Genomic DNA, 25,239 nt, shown 5'->3' on the forward strand with positions numbered 1-25,239 from the left:
TCTGCTTCGCGAGCACCGGACCGCCGTGGCATGCTCGGCCGCATGACCGCCCGGACCGCCCGCCAGATCGCCCGCGCGACCCTCACGCGCGAGATCCTCGACGCAGCCCGCGCCCGGCTCGCCACCGACGGCCCCGGAGGGCTCTCCCTGCGGGCGGTGGCCCGCGACGTCGGCATGGTCTCCTCCGCGGTGTACCGCTACTTCCCGAGCCGCGACGCCCTGCTCACCGCGCTGCTCGTCGAGTGCTACGACGAGCTCGGGTCCGCCGTGGAGGCCGCCGACGCCGCCGTCGACCGGACCGACCACGCCGGCCGCTGGCTCGCGGCCTGCCGCGCGGCCCGCACCTGGAGCGTCACCCATCCCGGCGAGTTCACCCTGCTCTACGGCACGCCCGTGCCCGGCTACGCGGCGCCGCCGGACACCGTCGGGCCCGCCGTCCGGGTCGTGCTCGTCCTCGCGGCCATCGCCGCGGAGGCCGAGGGGGACCTCGGGCCCGGCGTCTCCGACGTCACCGGGCTCGTCTCCGCCGCCGGGCAGTACCTCGTGCGGCGCGGCTGGCCCGCACCGCCCGCCGAGGTCGTCGCCCGCACCCTCATGGCCTGGTCGGGGGTGTTCGGCACCCTCTCCTTCGAGCTGTTCGGCCACCTGGACAACGCCGTCGCCGACCCCGCCGACTGGTTCGACGCCGTCGCGGCACGGCTCGGCGCCGACGTCGGCATCCGGCCCGCCTGATCACCCGCACGGCGCCGTGGGCCGATGCGACGTCCACCCTGCGGCGCCGGTACCCTGGGACACTGCCTCGGCACCCGTCGAGCGCACGGACGTACGAGCACGAAGAGGTTGAGGTGCCCACCGGCAAGGTCAAGTGGTACGACGCCGAGCGCGGCTTCGGTTTCATCGCGGGCGAGGACGGCGGAGAGGTCTTCCTGCACGCCTCCGCCCTGCCTGCCGACGTGGCCGGCCCCCAGCCCGGTGCCCGGGTCGAGTACGGCGTCGCCGACGGCCGGCGCGGACCCTCGGCGCTCGCCGTGAAGATGCTCGACGCCGCGCCGTCGGTCGTGAAGGCCAAGCGCAAGCCGGCCTCCGAGATGGCGGCCATCGTCGAGGACCTCATCAAGGTGCTCGACCGCACGGGCGACCAGCTCAAGCGCGGCAGGTACCCGGAGGGCGACGCCGGTCGCCGGGTCGCCACGATGCTGCGCGCGGTCGCCGACACCCTCGATTCCTGAGAGCGAGACGAACATGGCACCCGCCGACGCGAAGCCTCGTCGCGTGAGCTCGCGAGCCCGCAACGACGCCGTCCTGGTCGGCGCCGTCGACGTGGCGCGCGCCGCCGCGCAGGAGGTCGCCGGCTCGCCCGACGACGTCGGCGAGCACCTGGGCACCACGGCCGAGGCGGAACGCCTCATGTCCCACCACTTCGCCGCGACCATGAAGGGCTACCAGGGGTGGCACTGGACGGTCACGGTCGCGCGGGTCCCGCGCGGCAAGGTCGCGACGGTCTGCGAGATCGAGCTGCTGCCCGGGGACGACGCGATCCTCGCGCCGCAGTGGGTGCCGTGGTCGGAGCGGCTGCGCCCCGGCGACGTGCGCCCCGGCGACACCCTGCCGTTCCGCCCCGACGACCCGCGCCTCGAGCCGGGCTGGACGCCGACGGGTGACGAGGAGCTCGACGGCGTCGCCATCGACGAGCTCGCCCTCGCCCGTGCCCGCGTGCTGTCCCCGCAGGGCCGTGACGAGGCCGCGGAGCGGTGGTACCGCGGGTCCCGCGGGCCCACCGCGCCCGGTGCCGTCGCGGCGGCGTCCGAGTGCGTGACCTGCGGCTTCCTCGTCCCGCTGCAGGGTCCGCTCGGCCAGCTCTTCGGGGTGTGCGCGAACGCCTGGTCGCCCGACGACGGCAAGGTGGTCTCGCTCGACCACGGCTGCGGCGCGCACTCCGAGACCGACGTGGAGGAGCGGCCCAGCGAGTGGCCGGACCGTGCCCCGTTGATCGACGAGGCCGTCATCGAGCCGGTGGACCCGGCCGCCGCCGACGAGCCGGCAGGTGACCGGGCCGGGTGAGCGACGACGTCTTCGGGACCGACGCGCTGCGGCACGCGGTCACGGAGTCGTGGCTCGGGTCGGCCACACGCTTCCGTGAGGACGCGAACACGGAGGAGGACCACGCCCGGGGCCACTACCGTGACCGCGTCGTCGTGGAGCTGCTGCAGAACGCCGCCGACGCCGCGGCACGTGCCGGTGTGCAAGGTCGTGCCGTGGTCCGCCTCGACGCCGGCTCCCGGGTGCTGCGGGTGGCGAACGACGGCGCTCCGCTGGACGCCGACGGCGTCGCCTCCCTGGCGGCGCTGCGCGCCTCGGCGAAGGCCCCGCAGGCCGGGGTCGTGGGCCGGTTCGGCGTCGGGTTCGCCGCGGTGCGGTCCGTCGCCGACGACGTCGTGGTCGCGTCGCGCGACGGCGGCGTCCGGTTCTCGCTCGCCGCGACACGGGACGTGCTGCACGGGCTGACCGCACGGGCGCAGGCCGCCGACGCCCCGCTCCAGGTGCGCCGGCTGGCGGCGGACGTCGCAGCCCGCGGCGACGACCTGCCGGTGCTGCGGCTGCCGTTCCCGGCGCCCGCGGTGGCCGACGGCGAGCACGTGACGGTCGTGGAGGTGCGGCTGCGCGACGACGCCGCCGTCGCCGCCGTGCGCGCCCAGCTCGCCGAGGTCGACGAGGTGCTGCTGCTCGCCTTCGGCGGCCTCGACGTCGTGTCGGTCGACGCCGGCGCGCCCGAGGGCGCGCGGGAGGTCCGGCGCCCGGACGCGTGGCCGACCCGGTCGCGGACCGGACGGTTCACCGACGCCGACGTCGCGGGCCTGCCGCGCGAGCACCGACGCGCCGACTGGTCGCTCACCTGGACGCTGCCGCCCGCGGGCGTCCCCGCGCAACGGCGGGTGCTGCGCGCCCCCACGCCGACGGACGTGACCGTCGACCTGCCCGCCGTCCTGGTGGCGACGTTCCCCGTCGACGCGGGCCGCCGCGGCGTGCTGCCCGGCCCGGCCACCGAGCTGCTCGCCGCCGAGGCCGGCCGCGCGTACGCCGACCTGCTCGCCGACCTCGCGGCCGGCGCCGTCGCCGAGCCCCGGGACCCCGCCGTGGAGGTCCTCGACCTGGTCCCGACCGGGCTGCCCGGCTCCGACCTCGACGCCGCCGTCCGGCGGGCCGCCGTCGACGCGCTGCGCGCCGTCCCGCTGCTCCCGGCGCCCGCCGGGGACGACCCCTCAGGTCCGGCCGGGCCGGACGACGCCCCGCGGCTCGTCGCGTCGCGGGACGCGCACGTCGTCGCGGGCGACGCGGGCGACGACCCCGCGCTCGTCGCGGCGCTCGCCCCCGTGGTCCCCGGCCTCGTGCGGGTCGGGGCCCGGCACCAGGCGACCGTGCGGGCGCTCGGCGGCACCGTCGTCCCCCTCGCCGACCTGGTGGACGAGCTCCCCGCGGCCCTGCCCGCCGCGCACTGGCACACGCTGCTCGACGCCCTGGAGCCCCGCGCCCACGAGCCCGGTGTGCTGGAGGCCCTCGCCGGCGCCCGCGTCCCGCTCGCCGACGGCCGGGTCGCCGGGGTCCGGGGCGCCGTCGTCCTGCTGGAGGACGACGACGACGGCGACGAGGCGTCGCTCGCCGCCACCGCGCGGGTGCTGGGCCTGCGGGTCGTGCACCCGGACGTCGCGCACCCGCTGCTCGTGCGGGCCGGCGCGGTCGCCACGGACGCGCAACGCATGCTGCACGACCCCGAGGTCCGGCGGGCCGCCCTGGACGCTGCGCACTCGGTGCTCGACGGCGACGCCGACCCGGGCGCCGTCGAGGTCGTGGCGTCGGCCCTGGCGCTCGTCCGGCTCACCGCGGGAGCTGCCGCGCCGTTCTGGACGGGCGAGCTGCCCGTCCTGACGACGGACGGGGACCGGGTGGCACTGCGCGAGACCACCCTGCCGGGCACGTGGGCCGCCGGGGTGCTCGACGGGCTCGCCACCGTCGACGCCGAGCAGGTCGCCCGGTACGGCGCGCCCGTGCTCGCGGCGGCGGGGGCGCGCACCCAGCCGGAGGTGTACGTCGTCGCGGACGTCGTGACGCCCGAGCCGGGGGAGCCCGACGACGACGGCCCCGACCAGCCCGCCGGCTGGCTCGCCGGCTGGTCGGACTACCTCGACCTGCTGTCGTCCCGGTTCGGCGTCGGCACGGCGCTCGGCGACCTGGAGACCGTCGCGGACCTCGACGCCGTCGCCGACGACGCGTGGCCCGACGTGCTCGCCCGGCTCGCGGGTGACCCGGCGACCCGGCGGGCGCTGCTCACCCCCGTCCGGCGGGGCCGGACGAGCGTCCCGTCGTACACCGCGTGGTGGCTGCGCGAGCGACTCGGTGCGCCGTTCGCCCTGCACGACGGCGTGCCGCTGCTGCCCCCGGCCCCGGCGGAGACCACCGGGCTCGACGTCCCCGTGCTGCGCGCCCTCGGCGGCGTCGACGCGCTCGGCGACCTCGACGTCTCCGACTGGCCCGCGGCGCTGGACCGGCTGCCCGCCGTCGGGTCGGGGCTGCCGCTGCGCGACGCCCTCGTGGTGTGGCGCGGCCTGGCCGGCGTCGCCGCGCGGCTCGACGCCTCCGACCGCGCCGCCGCGCTCGACCCGCTGCCCGACCGGCTGCCCGCGCTCGACGCGAGCGCCGTCGTCGTGCACCGCGCGGACGACGTCGAGGTGGCCGGCACGGCCCGCTGGGCGGCCCTCGGCGCGGTGCTGCCCGCCCCCGCCGACGAGGCGGAGGCGCTGGCCGACCTGCTGGACCTGCCACTGGCCGGCCAGGAGGGCATGCCGGCCCCCGACCTCGCCGGGGTCGAGCGGCCGCTGGACCCGCGGGTCGTGGCGCTCGACCACCGGATGCCGCAGCACTGGTCCGCGCACGAGCGGCTGTCCGTCGCGGGGCGGCCCGTGCCGTGGTGGGTGGACTCGACGGGCCGCGTGCACGCGACGTCGACGGCGGGACTGGCGGCCGCGCTGGCGGACGTGCTGGGCCGGCCGGACCGCACGGCCCTGCTCGCCGCCGTGCTGGCGGACCCCGGCCGGGCCGTCGCGCTGTGGGCGACGACCGCCTGGGGCTGAGCCTCAGACCTCGTCGCGGTGGCGGTGCGCCCAGACCAGCCCGAGGCCGCCGAGCGCGACCCCCGTGCCGCACACGAGGAACGCCGTGAGCGTGCCGTCGCCGGTGGCGAGCCGCACCCCGGTGACCACCAGCGCGACCGTCCACACGGCGATCCCTGCGAGCACCGCCCGGCGCAGGTCCCCGCGCGGCGGCTCCGGCGCGGAGCGCCGCCGTTCGGGGTGCAGGAGCAGCGAGACGACGGAGGGCACGTGGCGATCGTACGCCGCACCAGGTGGGCGCCCCGAGGAGCAGTGCCAGGTTCAGGTAATTCAGAGGTTCCGCTGCGTGCGGAACTCGGCTATTTTCTGAACATGAAGCCTGAACGGTCTGGGGAACCGCCCTCCTCGCGCGAACTGCTCGATGGCGCGATCCGAGGGCTGAGGGAACGCCTGCCCGATCGTTGGGACCTGACGGCGAACCAGCGTGACCCCTCGTCTGGCAACGGGCCCGAGGCCTCGGTCGCGATCCGGTCGCCCGACGCACGAGTCGCCACCCTCGTTGTCGCGGTTCGACGAACGCTTGGATCTCGGGACTGGCTCGAAGTGGCCGAACGACTGGAACGGCAGGTGTCGGACAGTGATGCGGACGGGGCGCTCGTCGTCGCGCGTTACATCTCACCCGGCACGCGGGAGCGGTTGGACGCCCGCGGCATCTCGACGTTCGACGCCGCAGGCAACGTGCACATCAGATCCGACGATCCGGGATTGTTCATCTCGTCCCAAGGTGCCAAGGCCGACCCGTGGCGGGGACCTGGTCGACGTCGGGACACGCTGCGCGGCGAGCCCGCCGCACGTGTGGTCAGGACTCTCGTCGACCGGCGAGGCCCTTGGCGGGTCCGGCGTCTGATCGAGGCGTCCGGAGCCTCGACCGGCTCGGTCTACCGGGTCGTCGAGCTGCTCGAGGCCGAAGCGCTGATCACACGGGACGGCAACGAGTTCGTCGTCCCGGAATGGCACCGGCTCCTGCGCCGATGGGCTGAGGACTATGCCTTTCAGACCACCAACAGGGTGAGCAGGTGGATCGCACCTCGCGGGCTGGACGACGCGATGGGGCGGCTGGTGGAGTCCGGCGACCCTACCTATGCGGTGTCCGGATCCGTAGCCGCGGCCGCATGGGAGGAGTACGCGCCCGCTCGATCGCTTTGGGTCTACTCCGCATCTCCCGGTGCCCTCGCCGACGCGATCGGACTTCGTCGGGTCGACGCCGGGGCCAACGTGCTGATCGCGGAGCCCGCGTATGCCGTGGCGTTCGACGGTGTGACCACCAGCGGCACCGATCAGTTGCGGAGGGTCGCGCCCGCACAGGCGGTCGCCGACCTTCTGAACGGCCCGGGACGAGCGCCCTCCGAGGGAGAGCACCTGATGGACTGGATGGAAAGGAACGAGCGTGCCTGGCGCCTCGAATGACCTGCTGATTCGATCAAGGTCTGTGCTCCTCGATGCTCTGGCTGCCCTCGGAGCGCATCGCGACGCAGTCGTCGTGGTCGGAGCGCAGGCCGTCTACCTTCGGGCGGGCGAGGTCGACGTCGCTCTCGCCGAAGCGACCAAGGACAGCGACGTCGCGCTCGACCCGCGGAGGCTCGCCGACGATCCGCGGGTCGAGGAAGCGATGCGCGTGGCAGGCTTCCTCCCTGCCGAGAGCGGGCAGCCGGGCGCCTGGGTGGACCAGGACGGTATCCAGGTGGACCTCATGGTTCCCGAGCGGTTCGCCGGCTCCGGCGGTCGGCGTGGCGCACGGATCCCACCGCACTCCCGCACGGCGGCCCGGCGGGCGAGCGGTCTGGAAGCCGTCCTGATCGATCACGGCGAGATGGAGATCTCTGCACTGGCACCTGACGATCGCCGGGTCGTCACGGCGCTCGTCGCCGGCCCCGGAGCGTTGCTCGTGTGCAAGCTCCACAAGCTCGGTGAACGTGTGGACTCACCTGGCCGTCTCAACGACAAGGATGCACACGACATCTATCGCCTCCTGCGTGCGGTGTCGACGGCGGAACTGGCTGGTGCGTTCGGGCGGCTCCGGGACGACGTGGTGAGCGAAGCTGTCACGCTGCGCGCCATCGACTGGATGGAGGAACTCTTCGCAGCGGGGCCCCAGGGGCTGGGCTCCCGCATGGCCGGTCGCGCCGAGGACGGGATCGGCGATCCCGACGAGGTGTCGGCCTCCGTCGCCTTCCTCGCGGACGACCTCGTCCGATCACTGTCTTGAGGCGGGTGGTCGGCGAACACCTAGGATGAACACGCGGCGAACAGCACGTGACGCACGCCCCTGCGACGAAGGACGAGGCATGAAGCGAGTCATCACCTACGGCACCTACGACCTGCTGCACTACGGGCACATCGAGCTGCTGCGTCGGGCCAAGGCGCTGGGTGACTACCTGATCGTGGCGCTGTCGTCGGACGAGTTCAACGCGGGCAAGGGCAAGAAGTCGTACTTCACCTTCGAGGAACGCCGCCGGATGCTCGAGGCGATCCGGCACGTCGACCTCGTCATCCCGGAGCACACCTGGGAGCAGAAGGCCACCGACATCCAGCTCTACCACGTCGACACCTTCGTCATCGGCGACGACTGGACCGGCAAGTTCGACGAGCTCAAGGAGGTGTGCGAGGTCGTCTACCTGCCGCGCACGCCGGAGATCTCGACGACGCAGATCAAGGCCGGGCTGGCCGCGAAGGGCTGATCCCGGCGACCGTCGGGCGTGACGCGGGTCACGCCCGGCGGGCCGTTGCCTCGGTCACATTCCGACACGCGGACCTCCGGCGAACCTTCACAGGTCTGGCACGATTGGCCGCATGGCGAACCAGACCACCGCGCCCGCGCCCGGGCAGAGCGGCATCGACCGCTTCTTCAAGATCACCGAGCGAGGCTCGACCGTCGGACGCGAGATCCGTGGCGGTCTCGTCACGTTCTTCGCGATGAGCTACATCATCGTGCTCAACCCGCTCATCATCGGCACCGTCCAGGACGGCACCGGTCAGGTGCTCGGTGGCGGCACCGAGGCCAGCGCGGAGTCGCTGGGCATGGTCGCCGCGGCCACGGCGCTCGTCGCGGGGCTCGTCACGATCCTCATGGGCGTGTTCGCCAACTTCCCGATCGCGCTCGCCGCAGGCCTCGGGCTCAACGCCGTCGTGGCGTACTCCATCGCCGGCCTGCCGGACGTCACCTGGGCCGACGCGATGGGCCTGGTGGTCATCGAGGGCCTCATCATCCTCGTGCTCGTCCTCACCGGGTTCCGCGAGGCCGTGTTCAACGCGGTGCCCGTCGAGCTCAAGACCGCCATCTCCGTCGGCATCGGCCTGTTCATCGCCCTCATCGGGTTCGTCAACGCCGGGTTCGTCGTCCCCGGCGAGGGCACGCCGCTGGCGCTCGGCAACCTCGGCACCTGGCCCATCCTCGTCTTCGTCGTCGGGCTGCTGCTCGTCATCGCGCTGTTCGTGCGCAAGGTGCGCGGCGCCATGTTCATCGGGATCCTCACCGCGACCGTGCTCGCCGTGATCCTCGAGAACACGCTGCACATCGGGTCCAAGGCCGGGGGCAACCCGAACGGCTTCAACCTCAACGCCCCGGAGTTCGACGGCGTCGCGCAGGTCCCCGACTTCGGTCTGCTCGGCCAGTTCTCGCTCCTCGGGTCGTTCGAGAACATCGCCGCCGTCACCGTGGTGCTGCTCGTCTTCTCGCTGCTCATCGCCGACTTCTTCGACACGATGGGCACGATGGTCGCCGTCGGCGCCGAGGCCGGGCTGCTCGACGAGCAGGGCAACCCGCCCAAGACGCGCGCCATCCTCGTCGTCGACTCCCTCGCCGCCATGTTCGGCGGCATGGGCTCGGTGTCCTCCAACACCGCCTACGTGGAGTCCACCTCGGGCGTCGGCGACGGCGCCCGCACGGGCCTCGCGTCCGTCACCACGGGTGTCGCGTTCCTGGCGGCGACGTTCCTCGCGCCGCTCGTCGCCCTCGTGCCCTACGAGGCCGCCGCCCCGGCGCTGGTGTTCGTCGGCTACCTCATGATGATGCAGGTCGCGAACATCTCCTGGCGTAACGTCGAGATCGCCATCCCGGCGTTCCTCACCATCGTGCTCATGCCGTTCACGTACTCCATCGCCGACGGCATCGGTGCCGGCTTCCTCGCGTTCGTCGTCATCAAGCTCGCGCTCGGCAAGGTGCGCCAGATCCACCCGCTCATGTGGATCGCGTCGCTCATGTTCGTCGTGTACTTCCTGCTGGAGCCGATCCAGAACGCCATCGGCTGACCCGGTCGCCGCTCGACGGCCCGGCCGCACCGTCACGGTGGGGCCGGGCCGTCGGCTTTTCCGCTCCGCCCGGCCGAGGGGATAAATTGTGGGCGCGACGGTCCCGTTCCCGGGTGCTCGTCCCCCCGAACTCTTCCTGGAGACCAGATGCGACTGCTCGTCACCGGTGGCGCCGGGTTCATCGGCGCCAACTTCGTCCACCAGACCGTGCGCGAGCGCCCCGACGTCGACGTGACGGTGCTCGACGCGCTGACGTACGCGGGCGACCGCACGTCGCTCGACGGCGTCGCGGGCTCGGTCCGGTTCGTCGAGGGGTCGATCACCGACGCGGACCTCGTGGACGGGCTCGTGGGCGAGAGCGACGCGGTGGTGCACTTCGCGGCGGAGTCGCACAACGACAACTCGCTGGACGACCCGTCGCCGTTCGTGCAGACGAACGTGGTCGGCACGTTCACGCTGCTGGAGGCGGTCCGTCGCCACGGGGTGCGGTTCCACCACATCTCCACCGACGAGGTGTACGGGGACCTGGAGCTGGACGACCCGGCGAAGTTCACCCCGGACACGCCGTACAACCCGTCGAGCCCCTACTCGTCGACCAAGGCGGGCTCGGACCTGCTGGTGCGGGCGTGGGCGCGCTCGTTCGGCGTCGAGGCGACGATCTCGAACTGCTCGAACAACTACGGCCCGTACCAGCACATCGAGAAGTTCATCCCGCGCCAGATCACGAACCTCGTCGACGGGGTGCGCCCGCGCCTGTACGGGGCGGGTCTGAACGTGCGCGACTGGATCCACGTCGAGGACCACAACGCCGCGGTGTGGGCGATCCTCGACGGTGGTCGCCCGGGGGAGACCTACCTCATCGGCGCGGACGGCGAGACGAACAACCTCGACGTGGTGCGCACGCTGCTGGAGATCTTCGGCCGGGACGCCGACGACTTCGACCATGTCGCGGACCGGCCGGGCCACGACCTGCGCTACGCCATCGACGCGTCCCGGCTGCGCGACGAGCTCGGCTGGACGCCCCGCTACACCGACTTCCGCGCGGGCCTGGAGGCCACGGTGCAGTGGTACCGGGACAACGAGTCCTGGTGGCGCCCGCACAAGGCCGCCGTCGAGGCGAAGTACGCCGCCACCGGCCAGTGAGGCCATGACGTGGGCCGCTCGTCCCTCGGGGGACGGGCGGCCCTTCGTCGTCGGTGCGTGCTCAGTTCCGCAGCGAGGCCAGGTGCTCCTCGACCGCGGCGAGGGTGGGCAGCAGGCCCTGCTGCTCGGCCTCGGCGAGGGTGGGTGCGACGGCGTCCTTGTCGGACAGCTGCGGCGTCAGCGGGGAGCCGTCGCGGGCGGTCGTCGGCCACTCGATGCCGATCGCAGGGTCCAGCGGGTGGATGCCGTGCTCGGCGCCCGGGTTGTAGCCCGTGGAGCACAGGTAGAGCACGGTCGAGTCGTCCTCGAGCGCCATGAAGGCGTGGCCGAGGCCCTCGCCGAGGTAGATGGCGCGGCGGTCGACGTCGTCGAGCAGCACGGAGTCCCACTGCCCGAACGTGGGGGAGCCGACGCGGAGGTCGACCACGACGTCGAGCACGGCACCCTTCGCGCAGGTGACGTACTTGGCCTGGCCGGGCGGGACGTCGGCGAAGTGGACGCCGCGCAGCACGCCCGCGGCGGACACGGAGCAGTTGGCCTGCGCGAGGTCCAGCGGGTGCCCGACGGCGTCGGCGAACGGGCCGGCCTTGAACCACTCGAGGAACACGCCGCGCGGGTCGCCGAACTGTCGCGGGGTGATCTCGAACGCGCCGGGGACGGACAGCTCGCGGAACTGCACGGTCGTGCTCCTTCGCCAGGGGTCGGGTGTCCTAGGATCCTACGGTGACCGCCACCCCTGACCTCACCGCCCGTGCCGACGACCGACGCTGGCTCGTGGTGGGCGCCGGCGGCATGCTCGGCACCGATCTCGTGGCGCGGCTGACCGACGCCGGGACCGACGTCGTCGGGCTGCGCCGTGCCGACCTCGACGTCACCGACGCCGCCGCCGTCGCACAGGCCGTCGCGGGCTTCGACGTCGTCGTCAACGCGACCGCGTGGACGGCCGTCGACGACGCGGAGACGCAGGAGGCGGCGGCCTTCGCGGTCAACGCGACGGCGGTGGCGCACCTGGCCCGGGCGACGCACGCGGCCGGGGCGCGCCTCGTGCACGTGTCCACGGACTACGTGTTCGACGGCACCGCCACCACCCCGTACGCCGAGGACGCCCCGGTCGATCCCCGTTCGGCGTACGGCCGGACGAAGGCCGCCGGCGAGTGGGCGGTCCGCGCCGAGGCACCGGACCACCTGATCGTGCGCACCGCGTGGCTCTACGGGGCGCACGGCGGGTGCTTCCCGAAGACGATGGCGCGCCTCGCCGCGGACCGCGACCTGCTCACGGTGGTCGACGACCAGGTCGGCCAGCCCACGTGGACCCGCGACCTCGCGGACCTGGTCGTGCGGCTGGTGGACGCCGCAGCACCCGCCGGGACCTACCACGGCACGTCGTCCGGGCAGACGTCGTGGTACGGCTTCACCCGCCGCGTCGTGGCGAGCGCGGGCCTGGCCACCGCCGTCGAGCCGACGACGAGCGACCGGTTCCCGCGCCCCGCCCCGCGGCCCGCCTACTCCGTGCTGGGGCACGACGCCCTGCTCGCCGCGGGGGTCACGCCGATCAGGGACTGGGCCGAGCGCTGGGACGCCGCGGCGCCCGAGGTCCTGGCGTAGCCGTCAGTCGTCGAGCAGGCCCAGCAGGTAGCGGCCGTAGCCCGACTTGACGAGCCTCTCGGCGCGCACGCGCAGCTCGTCGTCGCTGAGGAACCCGCGACGCCAGGCGACCTCCTCCGGGGCACCGACCTTGAGGCCCTGACGGCTCTCGATGGTGCGGACGAAGTCGCTCGCCTCCAGCAGGGAGTCGAACGTCCCGGTGTCGAGCCAGGCCGTCCCGCGGGGGAGGACCTCCACCTGGAGGCGACCCTGCTCGAGGTAGGTGCGGTTGACGTCGGTGATCTCGTACTCGCCCCGCGCGGACGGCCGGATGCTCTTGGCGATCTCGACGACGTCGTTGTCGTAGAAGTACAGGCCGGGCACGGCGTACTTCGACCGCGGCGCGGCCGGCTTCTCCTCCAGCGAGATCGCCCGTCCGGACTCGTCGAACTCGACCACGCCGTACGCCGACGGCTCCGCGACCCGGTAGGCGAAGACGGCGCCGCCGTCGACGTCCCGGAACCGCACGAGCTGGTCGCCCAGGCCCTGGCCGTAGAAGATGTTGTCGCCCAGCACGAGCGCCGCGGCGTCGTCGCCGAGGAACTCCTCGCCGAGGACGAAGGCCTGCGCGAGCCCGTTCGGCTGCTCCTGCACGGTGTACTCGATCGAGATGCCGAACTGCGACCCGTCGCCCAGCAGGCGCCGGAACTGGTCGGCGTCGTGCGGGGTGGTGATGACCAGGACGTCCCGGATCCCCGCCAGCATCAGCGTGGACAGCGGGTAGTAGATCATCGGCTTGTCGTACACCGGCACGAGCTGCTTGCTCACGCCGAGGGTGATCGGGTGCAGCCGGGTGCCGGAGCCGCCGGCCAGGATGATTCCTCGCATGGCGGCATGATCCCACGGTCGGCGGTGGCGCCGAGGTGCGGGTCCGCACCGGGACGGCGGCCGTTCGGGCGGGGTTCACCCGCCGGACGGCATCGTTTGCGACAATGAGCCCTGTGACGCGTGACACGCCGCCGTGCGAGCGTGCCTATCGCCGCACCCTCGCCCTGCTGACCCTCGCCGTGGCCCTGTGGGCCACCGCGTGGGCGGTGCTGACGCCCGGGTTCCGGTCGCCCGACGAGCAGAACCACCTCAACTCGGTGGTGCGGCTGGCGTACGGCGGCGGCTGGCCCGCGCCGGGGGAGGCGCACTTCGCGCCCGTGACGGTGCAGGCCGTCGCCGAGGCGGCCTACCCCGCGGACCTGCCGGGTCGCTGGCAGCACCGCCCGCAGGAGACCCAGTTCGTCGAGGTCACCCCGGTGCCCGACGACGAGCGGGTGCGGATCTCCGCGCAGAACGCCCTGCCCGCCGCCGGGACGAGCGCCGACGTCGACCAGATGACCCAGCACCCGCCCGCCTGGTACGCGCTCGGCGCGCTCACCCTGCACGCCACGGGCACGGCGGACGCCCGCTGGGACGAGGCGCTGCTGGTGCTGCGCCTGCTCGACGTCGTGCTCTTCGCCGCGACGGTCCCGCTGGCCGCGGCCACCACCCGGCGGCTCACCGGCTCCCGGTCCGCGGCGCTGCTCGTGGCGCCCCTGCCCATGCTGGTCCCGCAGGTGGGGCACATCCTCGGCGCCGCGAACAACGACGCGCTCGTCGTGCTCACGGGCGCCGGCGTCACCTACCTGGCGGCACGCGTCGTCACCGGCGACCTGCGGTGGCGCACCGCCGTCGGGATCGGCCTGGTGCTCGGCGTCGGGCTGCTCACCAAGGTGATGCTCGCGTTCGCGATCCCGACGGTGGTGGCGGCCTACCTCCTCGCACCCGGACCGCGCAGCGCCCCACGGGCCGGTCCCCGGCTCGCGGCCCGAACCCTGCGCGGGTTCGTCGCCCTCGCGGTCGGGTTCGTCGTCGGCGGCTGGTGGTGGGCGCGCAACTGGCTGGTCGACGGCGCCGTGCAGCCCGTCGGCCTGCCCCGCGACTACACCGGCATGACCCGCGTCCCCGCCGACGAGGTCGTGTCCGACGCGATCGGCCGCACCGCGCAGGCGTTCTTCGGCAACCTGGCCTGGCTCGAGGTGCGGCTGCCCGGCACGTTCGTCGTCGTCGGCTCGACGCTGCTGGTCCTCGCCGGCCTCATCGCCCTCGCCCTGCCCGGCGCCCGCCGCGGCGCCCTCGCCGTCGCGCTGCTCCCCGCCGGGCTGTTCGCCGGCGTCGTGGTCAACGCCCTGCGGCACTGGTCGGAGACCGGGGTGCTCGTCGCGCTCCAGGGCCGGTACGTCTTCGGTGGCCTGACCGCGCTGGCCGCGCTCGTCGGGATCGCCGTCTGGCACGCGCTCGGCCACCGGGAGCGCCGCCTCGCCCGCGCCGTGCCGGTCGCCGCCGCGGTCTGCGCCGTCGCCGCGGTCGCCGGGCTGGTCTGGGCGTTCGGCGCGATGTACCAGGGACCCGGGGACACCGTCGTGGACGCCTGGCAGCGCTGGGTCGCGTGGAGCCCGCTGGGCGGCGGGACGCTCGCCGCCGTGCTGGTGGTGGTCGGCGCCGGGCTCGTGGCCGCGGTCCTGGCCGCCGCCCGGTGGCACCACGCCGCGACGACCACCGAGCGGCGGGCCGAGCCCGTCGGTGACCTGGCACGGAGCGGCGCCTGACAGCGCGCGCCCGACCGCCGCACCGCGCCCGGGACGTCCGCCCCCCACCACCACCCCGTGGCTAGACTCGCCGCCGTCGGCGCCCCCGCGCCGACGAGCGTGCCGCCGAACCGGAGAGGGCTCGATGAAGCTCGTCGTCCAGATCCCGTGCCTCGACGAGGCCACGACCCTGCCGCTCGTCCTCGCGACGATCCCGCGGGAGGTCCCCGGCTTCGACACGGTCGAGATCCTCGTGATCGACGACGGCTCCACCGACGGCACCGCGGACGTCGCCCGCAACCTCGGCGTCCACCACGTGGTGCGGCACACCCGGACGATGGGGCTCGCGCGCTCGTTCCGCGACGGCGTGGACCTCGCGCTCGCGCACGGCGCCGACGTCGTGGTGAACACCGACGGCGACAACCAGTACCCGTCGGCGATGATCCCGGACCTCGTCGCGCCGATCGTCGCGGGCGAGGCCGACATCGTCGTGGGGGACCGGCAGACCGCCACCATCGAGCACTTCAGCCCGTTCAAGAAGGCGATGCAGCGGTTCGGCAGCCGCGTCGTGTCCGCCGCGGCGCACGCCGACCTGCCCGACGCCGCCAGCGGGTTCCGCGCCTACTCGCGCGCCTCGCTGCTGCGGCTCAACGTCGTCACGCAGTTCAGCTACACGATGGAGACGATCATCCAGGCGGGCAACAAGCACCTGCGGATCGCCTCGGTGCCCATCACGACCAACCCGAAGACCCGCGAGTCGCGGCTGTTCCGCAACATCTGGCAGCACATGGGGCGCTCCGGGCGGGCCATCGTGCGGAGCTTCATCATGTTCCGCCCGCACCTGGTGTTCCTCACCCTCGCAGGCGTGTTCCTCCTGACGGCGCTCGTCCCGGCCGTGCGGTTCCTCGTCTTCTTCCTCCAGGGGGAGGGCGACGGGCACGTCCAGTCGCTGGTGTTCGCCGCCGCGATGCTCGTCGGGGCGCTGCTGTGCCTCGCGCTGCTCGTCATCGCCGACCTGCAGCGCACCAACCGCACCCTCATCGAGGACTCCCTCGAACGGCTCAAGCGGATCGAGTACGGGCGGGACGCGTGATCCTTGCCCTCGGCACCTACGACGCCGCCCGCCACCCGCGCGCCGGCATCCTCGTCGCCGGGCTGCGCGCCCGCGGGTACGCGGTCGCCGAGGTGAACCACCCGCTCGGGTTCAGCACCGCCGAGCGCGTCCGGATGCTCCGCCAGCCGTGGCGGCTGCCCCTGCTCGTCCTGCGGCTCCTCGCCTGCTGGGCGCTGCTCGTGCGCGGCGACGTCGCCCACCGGCGCGCGCACGGCGCCCCGGACGCGGTGCTCGTCGGGTACCTCGGCCACTTCGACGTCGTCCTCGCGCGGCTGCTCCACCCCCGCACCCCGGTGCTGCTCGACCACCTCGTCTTCGCCGGCGACACCGCCCTCGACCGCGGTGCCCGGGGCCTGCGCGTCCGGCTGCTGCACGGCCTCGACCGGCTCACGCTGGCCTGCGCCGACGTCGTCGTCGTCGACACCGCCGAGCACGCGGAGCTCGCGGCCCGGGTCGCCCCGCGAGCGTCTCTGAAAGTCAGGATTCAGCCCCCTGATCCGGACTTTCAGAGACGCTCGCGCGCTCGGGAGGTGGTCGTCGTCCCCGTCGGCGCGCCCGAGAGCTGGTTCGTCGCGTCGGACGGCGTTGCGGCCCCGGCGTCGTCCGGCTCGCCACTGCCCGACGACGGCACCCGGGCCGGCACGGCGCTGCAGGTCATGTTCTTCGGGCTGTTCACGCCCCTCCAGGGCGCGGAGGTCGTCGCCCGGGCGCTCGCGGACGCGCTGCCCCGCGCCGTCGCCGCGGGCCGGCCGATCACCGCCACGCTGATCGGCACCGGGCAGGACCACGCCGCCGCCCGGGCGGCGCTCGCGGGCACCGACGGCGTCCGCTGGGTGGACTGGGTCGAGCCCGACGAGCTCCCCGCGATCGTCGCGGCCGCCGACGTCTGCCTCGGCATCTTCTCCGACACCCCCAAGGGCCTGCGCGTGGTGCCCAACAAGGTGTTCCAGGGGCTCGCCGCGGGATGCGTCGTCGTCACGTCCGACACCCCGCCGCAGCGACGACTGCTCGCCGGGCACGTCGAGCTCGTGCCGCCGGCCGACCCGGCCGCGCTCGCCGACCGGCTGCTCGCCCTCACCGACCCGGCGACCCTCGCCGCCGCCCACGACCGCACGCGCGACGCGCGGCACCTCGTCACCCCGGACGCCGTCGTCGGCCCGTTGGCCGACGCCCTCGCAGCCCGCGGGGTGGTGCCCCGGTGATCACCCGTCTGCTCGCGGTCCTGCGGTCCCCCTGGTTGCGGTGGTCGTTCCTCGTCCTGGCCGTCGCCCTCGCCTGCTACGCCGTCTGGGCGGTGCGCGACGACCTCGCCACCGCGCTCGCCACCCTGCCCGCGACCCGCCTCGCCGGGGCGTTCGGGCTCTCCCTGGTCTTCGTGGGCAGCACGCTGCTCTCCTGGCGTGCCGTGCTGGCCGACCTCGGGTCGCCCGTCGGCGGTCGTGCGGCCGTCTCGATCTTCGGGATCAGCCAGCTCGGCAAGTTCGTGCCGGGCGGGGTGTGGAACGTCGTGGCGGCCGCCGAGGTGGGTGCCGACCACGGGGTGCCGCGGGCCCGCACCATGACGGCCACGGCGGTCGCGACCGGGATCGGCGTCGTGTCGGGGGCCGTGACCGGCGTGCTCGCCCTGCCGTTCCTCGCCGCCGACGCCCTCGGGTCGTGGGCCTGGGCGCTGTGGCTGCTCCCGTGCGTCGCCGTGCTGCTCCTGCCTCCGGTGCTCAACCGGCTCCTGGCGGCGGCGTTCCGGCTCGCCCGGCGCTCGCCGCTGACCGCGCTGTCGTGGCGGGGGCTCGGTGCCGCCGCCGGCTGGGCGGTCGCCGGCTGGGTGTGCGCGGGCGGCCAGGTGTGGCTGCTCGCCACCGGGCTCGGCATGCCCGCCGACGTGTCGAACCTCGCGCTCACCGTCGGCGGGTACGCGCTGGCGTGGACCGTCGGGTTCCTCGTCGTCGTGGTCCCCGCCGGGGCCGGCGCGCGCGAGATCGTGCTGCTCGCCGTCCTCGCCGGGCTGCTCCCCGACGCCGAGGTGCTCCTCGTGGTGCTGGTCAGCCGGGTCCTCGTGACCCTCGCCGACCTGGCCTACGCCGGCGTCGGCGCGCTGCTGCGGCACGGCGGGCGGCACTTCGCCCCGCTCCCGCCGCACGCGTGGCTGCGCTGGGACGTGGTGCGCCGCGCCCTGCCGCGCCGCCGTTCGTCCGTGCTGGAGATCGGCTGCGGCCAGGGCGCCGTCGGCATGCGCATCGCCGCCCGCCACGACTACACGGCCGTCGAGCTCGACGAGACGTCGTGGCGGACGGCGGCGGCACGCGTCACCGGTGTCGATCCTGCCGCCCGGGTCCTGCACGGGGGCGACGCCGTGCTCGGCCCCGACGAGCGGTTCGACGTCGTGTGCGCGTTCGAGGTGGTCGAGCACGTGGACGACGACGCCGCCGCGCTGGCCGACTGGTCCGCGCGCCTGCGTCCCGGCGGGATGCTGCTGCTGTCCACCCCGGCGTGGCCGGACCGGTTCGGGCCGTGGGACGTGCTGGCCGGGCACTACCGCCGCTACGACCCCGCCGACCTCGCCGCCCGGCTCCGGGACGCCGGGCTCGTGGACGTCGACGTGCGCTGCTACGACGCGCCGCTCGGCTACCTGCTGGAGGCGGTCCGCAACCCGCTGGCCCGGCGTCGGGAGCGGGCCGCGGCTGCCGCCCGGCCGGGCGCGGCGGACCCGGCGGACGCCGCGGCCCTCGCCGCCCAGACCGCGAGCAGCGGACGCCGGTTCCAGCCGTCGTCGCGTGCCGTCGGGGCGCTGGTGGCCGTCGGCGTCGCGCCGTTCCGGCTGTGGCAGCGCGCGCTGCCGCGCCACGGCACCGGCCTGGTCGCCGTCGCGCACGCCCCCGCCGACCGTTCCACCGTTCACCCCGCCGACCCCGCTGGAGGCACCTGATGGCGACGCTCCCACCCCTGACCCCGTTCGGTGCGCTGCGCTGGGACGTGACGCGGCGGCTGTTCCCGCCCGCGTCCCGCGTCCTGGAGGTCGGCTGCGGGCAGGGCTCCGTCGGGGTGCGGCTCGCCGCCGCGGGGCACGACTACACGGGCGTCGAGCTCGACGGGGACAGTGCCGCCGTGGCGACCGCCCGGCTCACCGCGGCGGGGCTGCCCGGCACCGTGGTGCACGGGTCGGTCGAGACGGCCGACCTGCCGGGCGGTTACGACGTGCTCTGCGCGTTCGAGGTGCTGGAGCACGTCGACGACGACGCCGGCGCGCTCGCGTCCTGGCTCGGGCAGCTCCGCCCCGGCGGGCTCGTCCTCGTGTCCACGCCCGCGTGGCAGGCGAGGTTCGGGCCCATGGACACCGCCGTCGGGCACTTCCGTCGCTACGACCCGCCGCAGATGCGTGCGCTCCTCGCCGACGCCGGGCTGACCGACGTCGGCGGCCGCCTCTACGGCGCGCCCCTCGGGTTCGTGCTCGAGTCGGTCCGCAACCGGGTGGCACGCCGTCGGCTGGCGGCCGACGGCACCACCACCCAGGAGCGCACCGCCCGCTCCGGGCGCCTGTTCCAGCCGTCGTCGGCCGTGCAGGGAGCCGTCGTCGCCGCCGGGACGTGGCCGTTCCGCGTCGCGCAGCGCGCCCTGCCGCGCACCGGTCCGGCGCTCGTCGCGTGGGGCACGCTGCCCGCCTGAGGGCACCTTCCGGACGGCGGGAACAGATCCGGGGCCTCCGTTGTTGCCCCGGGCAGATGAGTGCGACCTTCTCCTCCCTCAAGTACCCGAACTACCGGATGTGGTTCGGTGCTGCGCTGGTCGCCAACGTCGGCACCTGGATGCAACGCATCGCGCAGGACTGGCTGGTCCTCACCGAGCTCACCGACGAGTCGGGCGTCGCCGTCGGCATCACCACCGCGCTGCAGTTCCTGCCGTTCCTGCTGATCGGTCCGTGGGCGGGCCTCCTCGCGGACCGGCTGCCGCGCCGCCGCCTGCTGATGTGCACGCAGGGCGCCATGGGCTTCCTCGCGCTCGCCCTGGGCGCGCTCGTGCTCTCCGGCGAGGTGCAGCTCTGGCACGTGTACGGGTTCGCGCTCGCCCTGGGCGTCGCCACGGCGTTCGACAACCCCGTCCGGCAGACGTTCGTCGCCGAGCTGGTGCCGCCCGAGCGGCTCGCCAACGCGGTGGGCCTGAACAGCGCGTCGTTCAACGCCGCGCGGCTGGTCGGTCCCGGTGCGGCCGGGCTGCTCATCGCCGCGGTCGGGTCCGGCTGGGTGTTCGTCATCAACGGCGTGACGTTCGCGGCCACCATCGCGGCGGTCGGGCTGATGAAGCCGGCGCTGATGTGGGCCAGGCCGCGCGCACCGCGCGCCAAGGGGCAGATCCGCGAGGGCGTGCGCTACGTCCGCAGCCGGTCCGACATCGTCGTCATCATGGTCGTCATGGCGGTCGTGTCGACGTTCGGCCTCAACTTCCAGCTGACGTCCGCGATGATGGCCCGCGTCGAGTTCGACCGCGGCGCCGGCGAGTTCGGCCTGCTCGGCTCGGTCCTGGCGATCGGGTCGCTCGCCGGCGCGTTGCTCGCCGCGCGCCGCGACCGGCCGCGGGTGCGGCTGGTCATCGGCTCGGCCTTCGCGTTCGCGGTCGCCACGGCGGTCAACGCGCTCATGCCGACCTACCTGGGCTACGTGCTCACCTGCATCCCGGTGGGGCTGGCGTCCCTGACGATGATGACGGCCGCGAACTCCACGATCCAGACGTCCGTCGACCCGGTCATGCGGGGGCGCGTGATGGCGCTCTACATGATGGTGTTCCTCGGCGCGACGCCGATCGGGTCGCCGATCGTCGGCTGGGTGGGCGAGGCGTTCGGCCCGCGCTGGGCGATCCTGCTGGGCTCGGCGGCGACGTTCGCCGTGGCCGTCGGCGCGACGATCTGGGCGATGCGGAGCTGGCGGGTCACGCTGCGCTACCGCGTGCGCCGTCGCCCGCACCTCGAGATCGTCTACCTGGACGCTCCCGCCGTCGAGGTGGCGAAGGCCGCCTGACCCGACGGCGGGAGCCCGCCCGGGCGGGTGCTCAGCCGAGGTGCTCGACGACGTGGTCGACGCACGCGGTGAGCGCGGCGACGTCGTCCGGCTCCACGGACGGGAACATCCCCACGCGCAGCTGGTTGCGGCCGAGCTTGCGGTACGGGAAGGCGTCGAGCACGCCGGCGTCGCGCAGGCGCCGCACGACCGCGTCGGCGTCCAGGGCGTCGTCGAGGTCGATCGTCCCGACGACGGTGGACCGCTCGGCGGGGTCGGTGACGAAGGGCGTCGCCCACTCGCGGGCCTCGGCCCACCCGTACAGCAGCTCGGCCGACCGCCGGCTCCGGGCGACGGACCAGTCGAGCCCGCCCTGGCCGAGCAGCCACTCGACCTGGTCGGCCAGCATGACGAGGGTCGCCACGGCGGGCGTGTTGAGGGTCTGGTACTGGCGGGAGTTGGCCGCGGCCGTGGTCAGGGACAGGAACTCCGGCACCCAGCGGTGGCCGCCGGACGCCTCGACCTCGGCGGCGCGCTCCAGCGCGGCGGGGGAGCACAGCGCGAGCCACAGACCGCCGTCGGCGCCGAAGACCTTCTGCGGGGCGAAGTAGTAGACGTCGGTCTCCCGCAGGTCCACGGGCAGCGCGCCCGCGCCCGAGGTGGCGTCGGTGAGGACGAGGGCGTCGCCCTGCGCCGGCCGGACCACGGGCGCCATCGCGCCGGTGGACGTCTCGTTGTGGGGCGTGGCGTAGACGTCGACGTCGTCGGACGGCGTCAGCCGGGCGACCCCGCCGGGGGCGACCTCGACGACCTCGGGGTCCAGCAGGAAGGGGGCGCGCCGGGTGGCGGCGGCGAACTTGCCGCCGAACTCGCCGAAGACGGCGTGCTGCGCGCGGCGGCGCACGAGGGACGCGGTGGCGACCTCCCAGAACGCCGTCGACCCGCCGTTGCCGAGCACCACCTCGTAGCCGTCGGGCAGGTCGAAGAGCTCGGCGAGGCCCGTGCGCACGCGCCGCACGACGTCCTTGACCGGTGCCTGCCGGTGCGACGTGCCGAGCACCGGGCGGGCCGGGTCGCCCGCGGCGACGAGCGCGTCGACCTGACCGACCCGGACCTTGGACGGGCCGGAGCCGAACCGGCCGTCCGAGGGCAGCAGCGACGCGGGGATGTGCAGGGTCATGTCGGCTCCGGGGCTCGCGGTGTGTGGCCAGCGCCGCCCGCTGCCGGGCACGGCGAGCAGGGCGGGTGCGAATAGACTAGGCCCGGGCCTCAAGACGGGAGTGGACGTGACCGACCTGATCGACACCACCGAGATGTATCTCAAGACGATCTACGAGCTCGGCGAGGAGGGCATCCCGCCGCTGCGCGCCCGGATCGCGGAGCGTCTCGGGCACTCGGGCCCGACCGTCTCCCAGACGGTCGCGCGCATGGAGCGCGACGGCCTCGTGATCGTCACGGGCGACCGCCACCTCGAGCTCACCGACGCGGGCCAGGCGAAGGCCACCCGCGTCATGCGCAAGCACCGTCTCGCGGAGCGGCTGCTGACGGACGTCATCAAGCTCGACTGGGAGCACGTCCACAACGAGGCGTGCCGCTGGGAGCACGTCATGAGCGACCTCGTGGAGCGTCGCCTCGTCACGCTCCTGGACCACCCGCACCACGACCCGTACGGCAACCCGATCCCCGGGCTGTCCGAGCTGGGGGAGCAGTACGAGGAGGTGCCGTTCCTGGACGGCGTCCAGTCGCTGCCGTCGTACCTGGCGAACCGGCCCGACGGCGGCACCATCGTGCTGCAGCGCATCGCCGAGCCCGTCCAGGTCGACGACGAGTTCCTCGCCCGGCTGGCGGGCGTCGGGCTGCTGCCCGGCGTGCGGATCACCGCGCAGCGCTCCGGCGACGACTACGTGGTGCAGGCCGTGGAGGGCGACGAGGCCCTCGAGCTGCCCGACGACCTGGCGAAGCACCTCTTCGTCGCCCGGGCCTGAACGCCCCGGTCGGCCGGGGACGGACCCGGTCGAACCGGGCGTGACCGGAACGTGACATCGCTGGCCGGTTCCGGTACGGTCGGACTCGCTCGCCCGGGGTGTCCTGGGCGGGTGCCGGGTCGGACGCCGAGTCCTGCCACCGTCCCGGTTCCCACGGACGACCGTATGGCAGGAGCGGGGGACCCATTCCGGGCATCGGAGACGGTGTCCTCGGGGTGAAGCCGGTCAGGGCGCGAGTCCTGGACGGCCGGGTGATTTCTCCCACCCGAACCCGACAGCTGACCTCGTAGGCGACCGGAGAGGTAGACCATGACTGCTCGCACCACGAGTGGCAAGCATCGTGCCGCACGCCGTCCGCTGATGGCCGCGCCGACCGCCGCTGCCGCCGGCCGCCGTGCCGCCGTCGTGGCCACCGCCGGTGGCCTCCTGATCTCGACCATCGGTGGCGCCACCGCTGCGCACGCCGCGCCGGTCGACGCGGACGCCGCGAAGAAGCTCAGCACCGTCGACCTGGGTGCGCTGACCGACCAGGCCCGCCAGGCCCTGGAGTCCGCGCCGGTCGTGACGGTCGCCGCCGAGGCGAAGATCGACGTCGAGAAGGTCACGCCGAAGGTCGTCAAGAAGGTCGAGATCAAGGCCGCTCCGGAGCCGGAGCCCGTCGTCGAGCGCACCGTGGCGCCGTCGCGGTCCTCCGAGCGCACCGACCTCTCGGCGTCCACCGAGGCGCCGGCGGAGACCTCCTCGGCCCCGGCGTCCGCCGTCGGGTCGTCCGTCATCTCCGTCGCGTCGCGCTACGTGGGCGTCCCGTACGTGTCGGGCGGCTCCACCCCGTCGGGCTTCGACTGCTCCGGCTTCACGCAGTACGTCTTCGCGCAGGTCGGCGTCTCGCTCCCGCGGTCGTCCTCGGACCAGCGCTACGCCGGCACGGTCGTGTCCCGCGCCGACGCCCAGCCGGGCGACCTCATCTGGACGCCGGGCCACATCGCGATCTACGCGGGCGGCAACACGCAGATCGACGCCCCCCGCCCGGGCAAGACGATCCAGTTCCGCAGCATCTGGCAGTCCAACCCGACGTTCATCCGCGTCGGCTGAGTCGGCCAGCTCCGCTCGCCGAAGGGCCCGGTCCGCACCCGTGCGGACCGGGCCCTTCACCGTCCCTCCGGGCGCGGCGTGGACGCCGCTCCGGGCGCGCCGCGACGCCTCGTCGGCCGTGCCGCAGAGGCCGCGCACCGGCCGGATCCAGGGCCCGGGAGATCGTCGGTCACGAAGCCGTGATCGAAACGTGACATCGGGTCGCCGATCGGATACCGTTCATCCGTCGGTGGAGCACTCCTCCGACTCTCGACCGGACGCCGAGTCCTGCCACCGGTCGGGGAGACGGAACCCATGGCAGGAGCGGGGGACCCAATTCTGGGCATCGGAGACGGTGTCCTCGGGGTGAAGCCGGTCAGGGCGCGAGCCCTGGACGGCCGGGTGATTTCTCCCACCCGAACCCGACAGCTGACCTCGTAGGCGACGGGAGAGGAAAACTGTTGAACGCACGCACCACCACGCGCGGACGGCACCGCGCCGCACGCCGGCCCCTCATGGCTGCTCCTGCCGGTGCCGCCGGTCGACGGGTCGCCGTCGCCGCCGCTGCCGGTGGCCTCCTGGTCTCGACCATCGGTGGCGCCACCGCTGCGCACGCCGCCCCGGTCGACGCGGACGCCGCGAAGAAGCTCAGCACCGTCGACCTGGGTGCGCTGACCGACCAGGCCCGCCAGGCCCTGGAGTCCGCGCCGGTCGTGACGGTCGCCGCCGAGGCGAAGATCGACGTCGAGAAGGTCACGCCGAAGGCCGTCAAGAAGGTTGAGATCAAGGCCGCCCCGGAGCCGGAGCCCGTCATCGAGCGCACCGTGGCCCCGTCGCGGTCGTCCGAGCGCACCGACATCTCCTCGTCCTCGTCCACCGCGACCGAGACCGAGTCCGAGACCTCGACGCCCGTCGCCTCCAACGGCTCGCGGGGCTCGCAGGCCGTCTCCATCGCCGCGCGGTATATCGGCGTCCCGTACGTCGTCGGCGGCTCCTCGCCGTCCGGCTTCGACTGCTCGGGTCTGGTCACCTACGTGTACGCCCAGCTCGGCGTCTCGCTGCCGCACTCGTCCAGCGCGATCCGCAGCGCGAGCAACGTGTCCGTGGTCTCGCAGTCCGAGGCCCAGCCGGGCGACCTCATCTGGTCCCCGGGCCACATCTCGATCTACGCCGGCGGCGGCCAGCAGGTCGAGGCCACCCGCCCCGGTGGTTGGACCGTCCGCCAGTCCAGCCTCTGGCAGTCCAGCCCGGTCTTCCTCCGCGTCGTCGGCTGACACCCCCGCGCACCGTCCGACGCCTCGGCACCTCGACAGGTGCCGAGGCGTCGTC

Annotated in this window: 23 protein-coding genes and 2 riboswitches; of the genes, 19 read left to right on the top strand and 4 right to left on the bottom strand. The window is 74.2% G+C overall.

What is annotated here, in order from left to right; all coding sequences use genetic code 11:
• Positions 1-42: 42 nt before the first annotated feature.
• From I598_RS15275 to I598_RS15290, 4 genes are all read left to right on the top strand, one after another.
• A complete protein-coding gene (locus tag I598_RS15275) occupies positions 43-732 on the top strand; it encodes a TetR/AcrR family transcriptional regulator (RefSeq protein ID WP_068205347.1) in 690 nt (229 codons plus the stop codon).
• A 113-nt stretch (positions 733-845) separates the two neighbouring features.
• Complete coding sequence (locus I598_RS15280) at positions 846-1,229, top strand: cold-shock protein (RefSeq protein WP_068203878.1); 384 nt, start codon at positions 846-848, stop codon at positions 1,227-1,229.
• Positions 1,230-1,272: 43 nt separating this feature from the next.
• The gene (locus tag I598_RS15285) at positions 1,273-2,061 is read left to right on the top strand and encodes a DUF3027 domain-containing protein (protein ID WP_418268498.1); all 789 of its coding nucleotides are present in this window, start codon (positions 1,273-1,275) and stop codon (positions 2,059-2,061) included.
• Positions 2,058-5,126 carry a sacsin N-terminal ATP-binding-like domain-containing protein gene (locus I598_RS15290; protein ID WP_068203881.1) on the top strand — a complete coding sequence of 1,023 codons (3,069 nt, stop codon included), beginning with the start codon at positions 2,058-2,060 and terminating at the stop codon, positions 5,124-5,126. Before I598_RS15285 ends, I598_RS15290 begins: the two co-directional genes overlap by 4 nt.
• 3 nt (positions 5,127-5,129) lie before the next feature.
• Here I598_RS15290 and I598_RS15295 read toward each other — a convergent pair whose 3' ends face one another.
• Positions 5,130-5,375: a DUF2530 domain-containing protein gene (locus I598_RS15295; RefSeq protein ID WP_068203884.1), complete on the bottom strand. Its 246-nt coding sequence runs from the start codon at positions 5,373-5,375 to the stop codon at positions 5,130-5,132.
• A 102-nt stretch (positions 5,376-5,477) separates the two neighbouring features.
• Between I598_RS15295 and I598_RS15300 the strand changes: the two genes are divergently transcribed.
• The 5 genes from I598_RS15300 (at position 5,478) to rfbB (ending at position 10,556) form a co-directional block, all read left to right on the top strand.
• The gene (locus tag I598_RS15300; protein ID WP_068203885.1) at positions 5,478-6,572 is read left to right on the top strand and encodes a hypothetical protein; all 1,095 of its coding nucleotides are present in this window, start codon (positions 5,478-5,480) and stop codon (positions 6,570-6,572) included.
• Positions 6,553-7,371, top strand: coding sequence for a GSU2403 family nucleotidyltransferase fold protein (locus I598_RS15305; protein WP_068203886.1), 819 nt, complete (start codon positions 6,553-6,555; stop codon positions 7,369-7,371). Before I598_RS15300 ends, I598_RS15305 begins: the two co-directional genes overlap by 20 nt.
• A 79-nt stretch (positions 7,372-7,450) precedes the next feature.
• Entirely contained in the window at positions 7,451-7,843 is a 393-nt protein-coding gene (gene tagD, locus I598_RS15310) for a glycerol-3-phosphate cytidylyltransferase (RefSeq protein WP_068203887.1), read from the top strand.
• A 112-nt stretch (positions 7,844-7,955) separates the two neighbouring features.
• Positions 7,956-9,413, top strand: a complete 1,458-nt coding sequence (locus I598_RS15315) for an NCS2 family permease (protein ID WP_068203888.1) — start codon at positions 7,956-7,958, stop codon at positions 9,411-9,413.
• 147 nt (positions 9,414-9,560) lie between these two features.
• Positions 9,561-10,556 carry a dTDP-glucose 4,6-dehydratase gene (gene rfbB, locus I598_RS15320; protein WP_068203889.1) on the top strand — a complete coding sequence of 332 codons (996 nt, stop codon included), beginning with the start codon at positions 9,561-9,563 and terminating at the stop codon, positions 10,554-10,556.
• A gap of 61 nt (positions 10,557-10,617) precedes the next feature.
• Here rfbB and I598_RS15325 read toward each other — a convergent pair whose 3' ends face one another.
• Positions 10,618-11,235 (bottom strand): dTDP-4-dehydrorhamnose 3,5-epimerase family protein, encoded by a 618-nt coding sequence (locus tag I598_RS15325; protein ID WP_068203890.1) that lies wholly within the window; start codon positions 11,233-11,235, stop codon positions 10,618-10,620.
• A gap of 113 nt (positions 11,236-11,348) precedes the next feature.
• On the opposite strand from I598_RS15325, the gene rfbD reads away from it, so the two are divergent.
• Positions 11,349-12,161, top strand: a complete 813-nt coding sequence (gene rfbD, locus I598_RS15330) for a dTDP-4-dehydrorhamnose reductase (RefSeq protein WP_068205348.1) — start codon at positions 11,349-11,351, stop codon at positions 12,159-12,161.
• A 3-nt stretch (positions 12,162-12,164) separates the two neighbouring features.
• Here the strand turns inward: rfbD and rfbA are convergent, their stop codons facing one another.
• On the bottom strand, positions 12,165-13,028 hold the full coding sequence (rfbA, locus tag I598_RS15335; RefSeq protein WP_068203893.1) for a glucose-1-phosphate thymidylyltransferase RfbA: 864 nt from the start codon (positions 13,026-13,028) through the stop codon (positions 12,165-12,167).
• 113 nt (positions 13,029-13,141) lie between these two features.
• Here rfbA and I598_RS15340 point away from each other — a divergent pair, with 113 nt between their 5' ends.
• From I598_RS15340 to I598_RS15365, 6 genes are all read left to right on the top strand, one after another.
• Complete coding sequence (locus I598_RS15340) at positions 13,142-14,776, top strand: DUF2142 domain-containing protein (RefSeq protein ID WP_068203895.1); 1,635 nt, start codon at positions 13,142-13,144, stop codon at positions 14,774-14,776.
• Positions 14,777-14,900: 124 nt separating this feature from the next.
• Entirely contained in the window at positions 14,901-15,848 is a 948-nt protein-coding gene (locus tag I598_RS15345) for a glycosyltransferase (protein WP_068203897.1), read from the top strand.
• A complete protein-coding gene (locus tag I598_RS15350) occupies positions 15,845-17,071 on the top strand; it encodes a glycosyltransferase (protein ID WP_068203899.1) in 1,227 nt (408 codons plus the stop codon). Before I598_RS15345 ends, I598_RS15350 begins: the two co-directional genes overlap by 4 nt.
• A complete protein-coding gene (locus I598_RS18195; RefSeq protein ID WP_232314188.1) occupies positions 17,068-18,792 on the top strand; it encodes a methyltransferase domain-containing protein in 1,725 nt (574 codons plus the stop codon). Before I598_RS15350 ends, I598_RS18195 begins: the two co-directional genes overlap by 4 nt.
• Positions 18,792-19,529 carry a class I SAM-dependent methyltransferase gene (locus I598_RS15360; RefSeq protein WP_068203901.1) on the top strand — a complete coding sequence of 246 codons (738 nt, stop codon included), beginning with the start codon at positions 18,792-18,794 and terminating at the stop codon, positions 19,527-19,529. The genes I598_RS18195 and I598_RS15360 overlap by 1 nt, the downstream gene beginning before the upstream one ends.
• A 56-nt stretch (positions 19,530-19,585) precedes the next feature.
• Positions 19,586-20,875: an MFS transporter gene (locus tag I598_RS15365; RefSeq protein WP_068203903.1), complete on the top strand. Its 1,290-nt coding sequence runs from the start codon at positions 19,586-19,588 to the stop codon at positions 20,873-20,875.
• 31 nt (positions 20,876-20,906) lie between these two features.
• Here I598_RS15365 and serC read toward each other — a convergent pair whose 3' ends face one another.
• Entirely contained in the window at positions 20,907-22,034 is a 1,128-nt protein-coding gene (gene serC, locus I598_RS15370; RefSeq protein ID WP_068203905.1) for a phosphoserine transaminase, read from the bottom strand.
• 106 nt (positions 22,035-22,140) lie between these two features.
• On the opposite strand from serC, the gene I598_RS15375 reads away from it, so the two are divergent.
• From I598_RS15375 to I598_RS15385, 3 genes are all read left to right on the top strand, one after another.
• A complete protein-coding gene (locus I598_RS15375) occupies positions 22,141-22,839 on the top strand; it encodes a metal-dependent transcriptional regulator (RefSeq protein ID WP_068203907.1) in 699 nt (232 codons plus the stop codon).
• A 132-nt stretch (positions 22,840-22,971) separates the two neighbouring features.
• Positions 22,972-23,146: riboswitch (cyclic di-AMP (ydaO/yuaA leader) on the top strand.
• Positions 23,147-23,148: 2 nt separating this feature from the next.
• Positions 23,149-23,931 (top strand): C40 family peptidase, encoded by a 783-nt coding sequence (locus tag I598_RS15380; protein WP_068203909.1) that lies wholly within the window; start codon positions 23,149-23,151, stop codon positions 23,929-23,931.
• A gap of 252 nt (positions 23,932-24,183) precedes the next feature.
• A riboswitch (cyclic di-AMP (ydaO/yuaA leader) is annotated at positions 24,184-24,368 on the top strand.
• Positions 24,369-24,371: 3 nt separating this feature from the next.
• A complete protein-coding gene (locus tag I598_RS15385; protein ID WP_083973391.1) occupies positions 24,372-25,184 on the top strand; it encodes a C40 family peptidase in 813 nt (270 codons plus the stop codon).
• Positions 25,185-25,239: the final 55 nt, after the last annotated feature.

The organism is Isoptericola dokdonensis DS-3 (assembly GCF_001636295.1).
Lineage (GTDB): Bacteria > Actinomycetota > Actinomycetes > Actinomycetales > Cellulomonadaceae > Isoptericola > Isoptericola dokdonensis.

Bases quoted from the DNA above. Each gene is read 5' to 3' on its own strand.
- rfbD (WP_068205348.1), top strand. From the start codon at position 11,349: ATGCTCGGCACCGATCTCGTGGCGCGGCTGACCGACGCCGGGACCGAC.
- I598_RS15345 (WP_068203897.1), top strand. From the start codon at position 14,901: ATGAAGCTCGTCGTCCAGATCCCGTGCCTCGACGAGGCCACGACCCTG.
- I598_RS15300 (WP_068203885.1), top strand. From the start codon at position 5,478: ATGAAGCCTGAACGGTCTGGGGAACCGCCCTCCTCGCGCGAACTGCTC.
- tagD (WP_068203887.1), top strand. From the start codon at position 7,451: ATGAAGCGAGTCATCACCTACGGCACCTACGACCTGCTGCACTACGGG.
- serC (WP_068203905.1), bottom strand. From the start codon at position 22,034: ATGACCCTGCACATCCCCGCGTCGCTGCTGCCCTCGGACGGCCGGTTC.
- I598_RS15275 (WP_068205347.1), top strand. From the start codon at position 43: ATGACCGCCCGGACCGCCCGCCAGATCGCCCGCGCGACCCTCACGCGC.
- I598_RS15380 (WP_068203909.1), top strand. From the start codon at position 23,149: ATGACTGCTCGCACCACGAGTGGCAAGCATCGTGCCGCACGCCGTCCG.
- rfbA (WP_068203893.1), bottom strand. From the start codon at position 13,028: ATGCGAGGAATCATCCTGGCCGGCGGCTCCGGCACCCGGCTGCACCCG.
- rfbB (WP_068203889.1), top strand. From the start codon at position 9,561: ATGCGACTGCTCGTCACCGGTGGCGCCGGGTTCATCGGCGCCAACTTC.
- I598_RS15365 (WP_068203903.1), top strand. From the start codon at position 19,586: ATGAGTGCGACCTTCTCCTCCCTCAAGTACCCGAACTACCGGATGTGG.
- I598_RS15315 (WP_068203888.1), top strand. From the start codon at position 7,956: ATGGCGAACCAGACCACCGCGCCCGCGCCCGGGCAGAGCGGCATCGAC.
- I598_RS15360 (WP_068203901.1), top strand. From the start codon at position 18,792: ATGGCGACGCTCCCACCCCTGACCCCGTTCGGTGCGCTGCGCTGGGAC.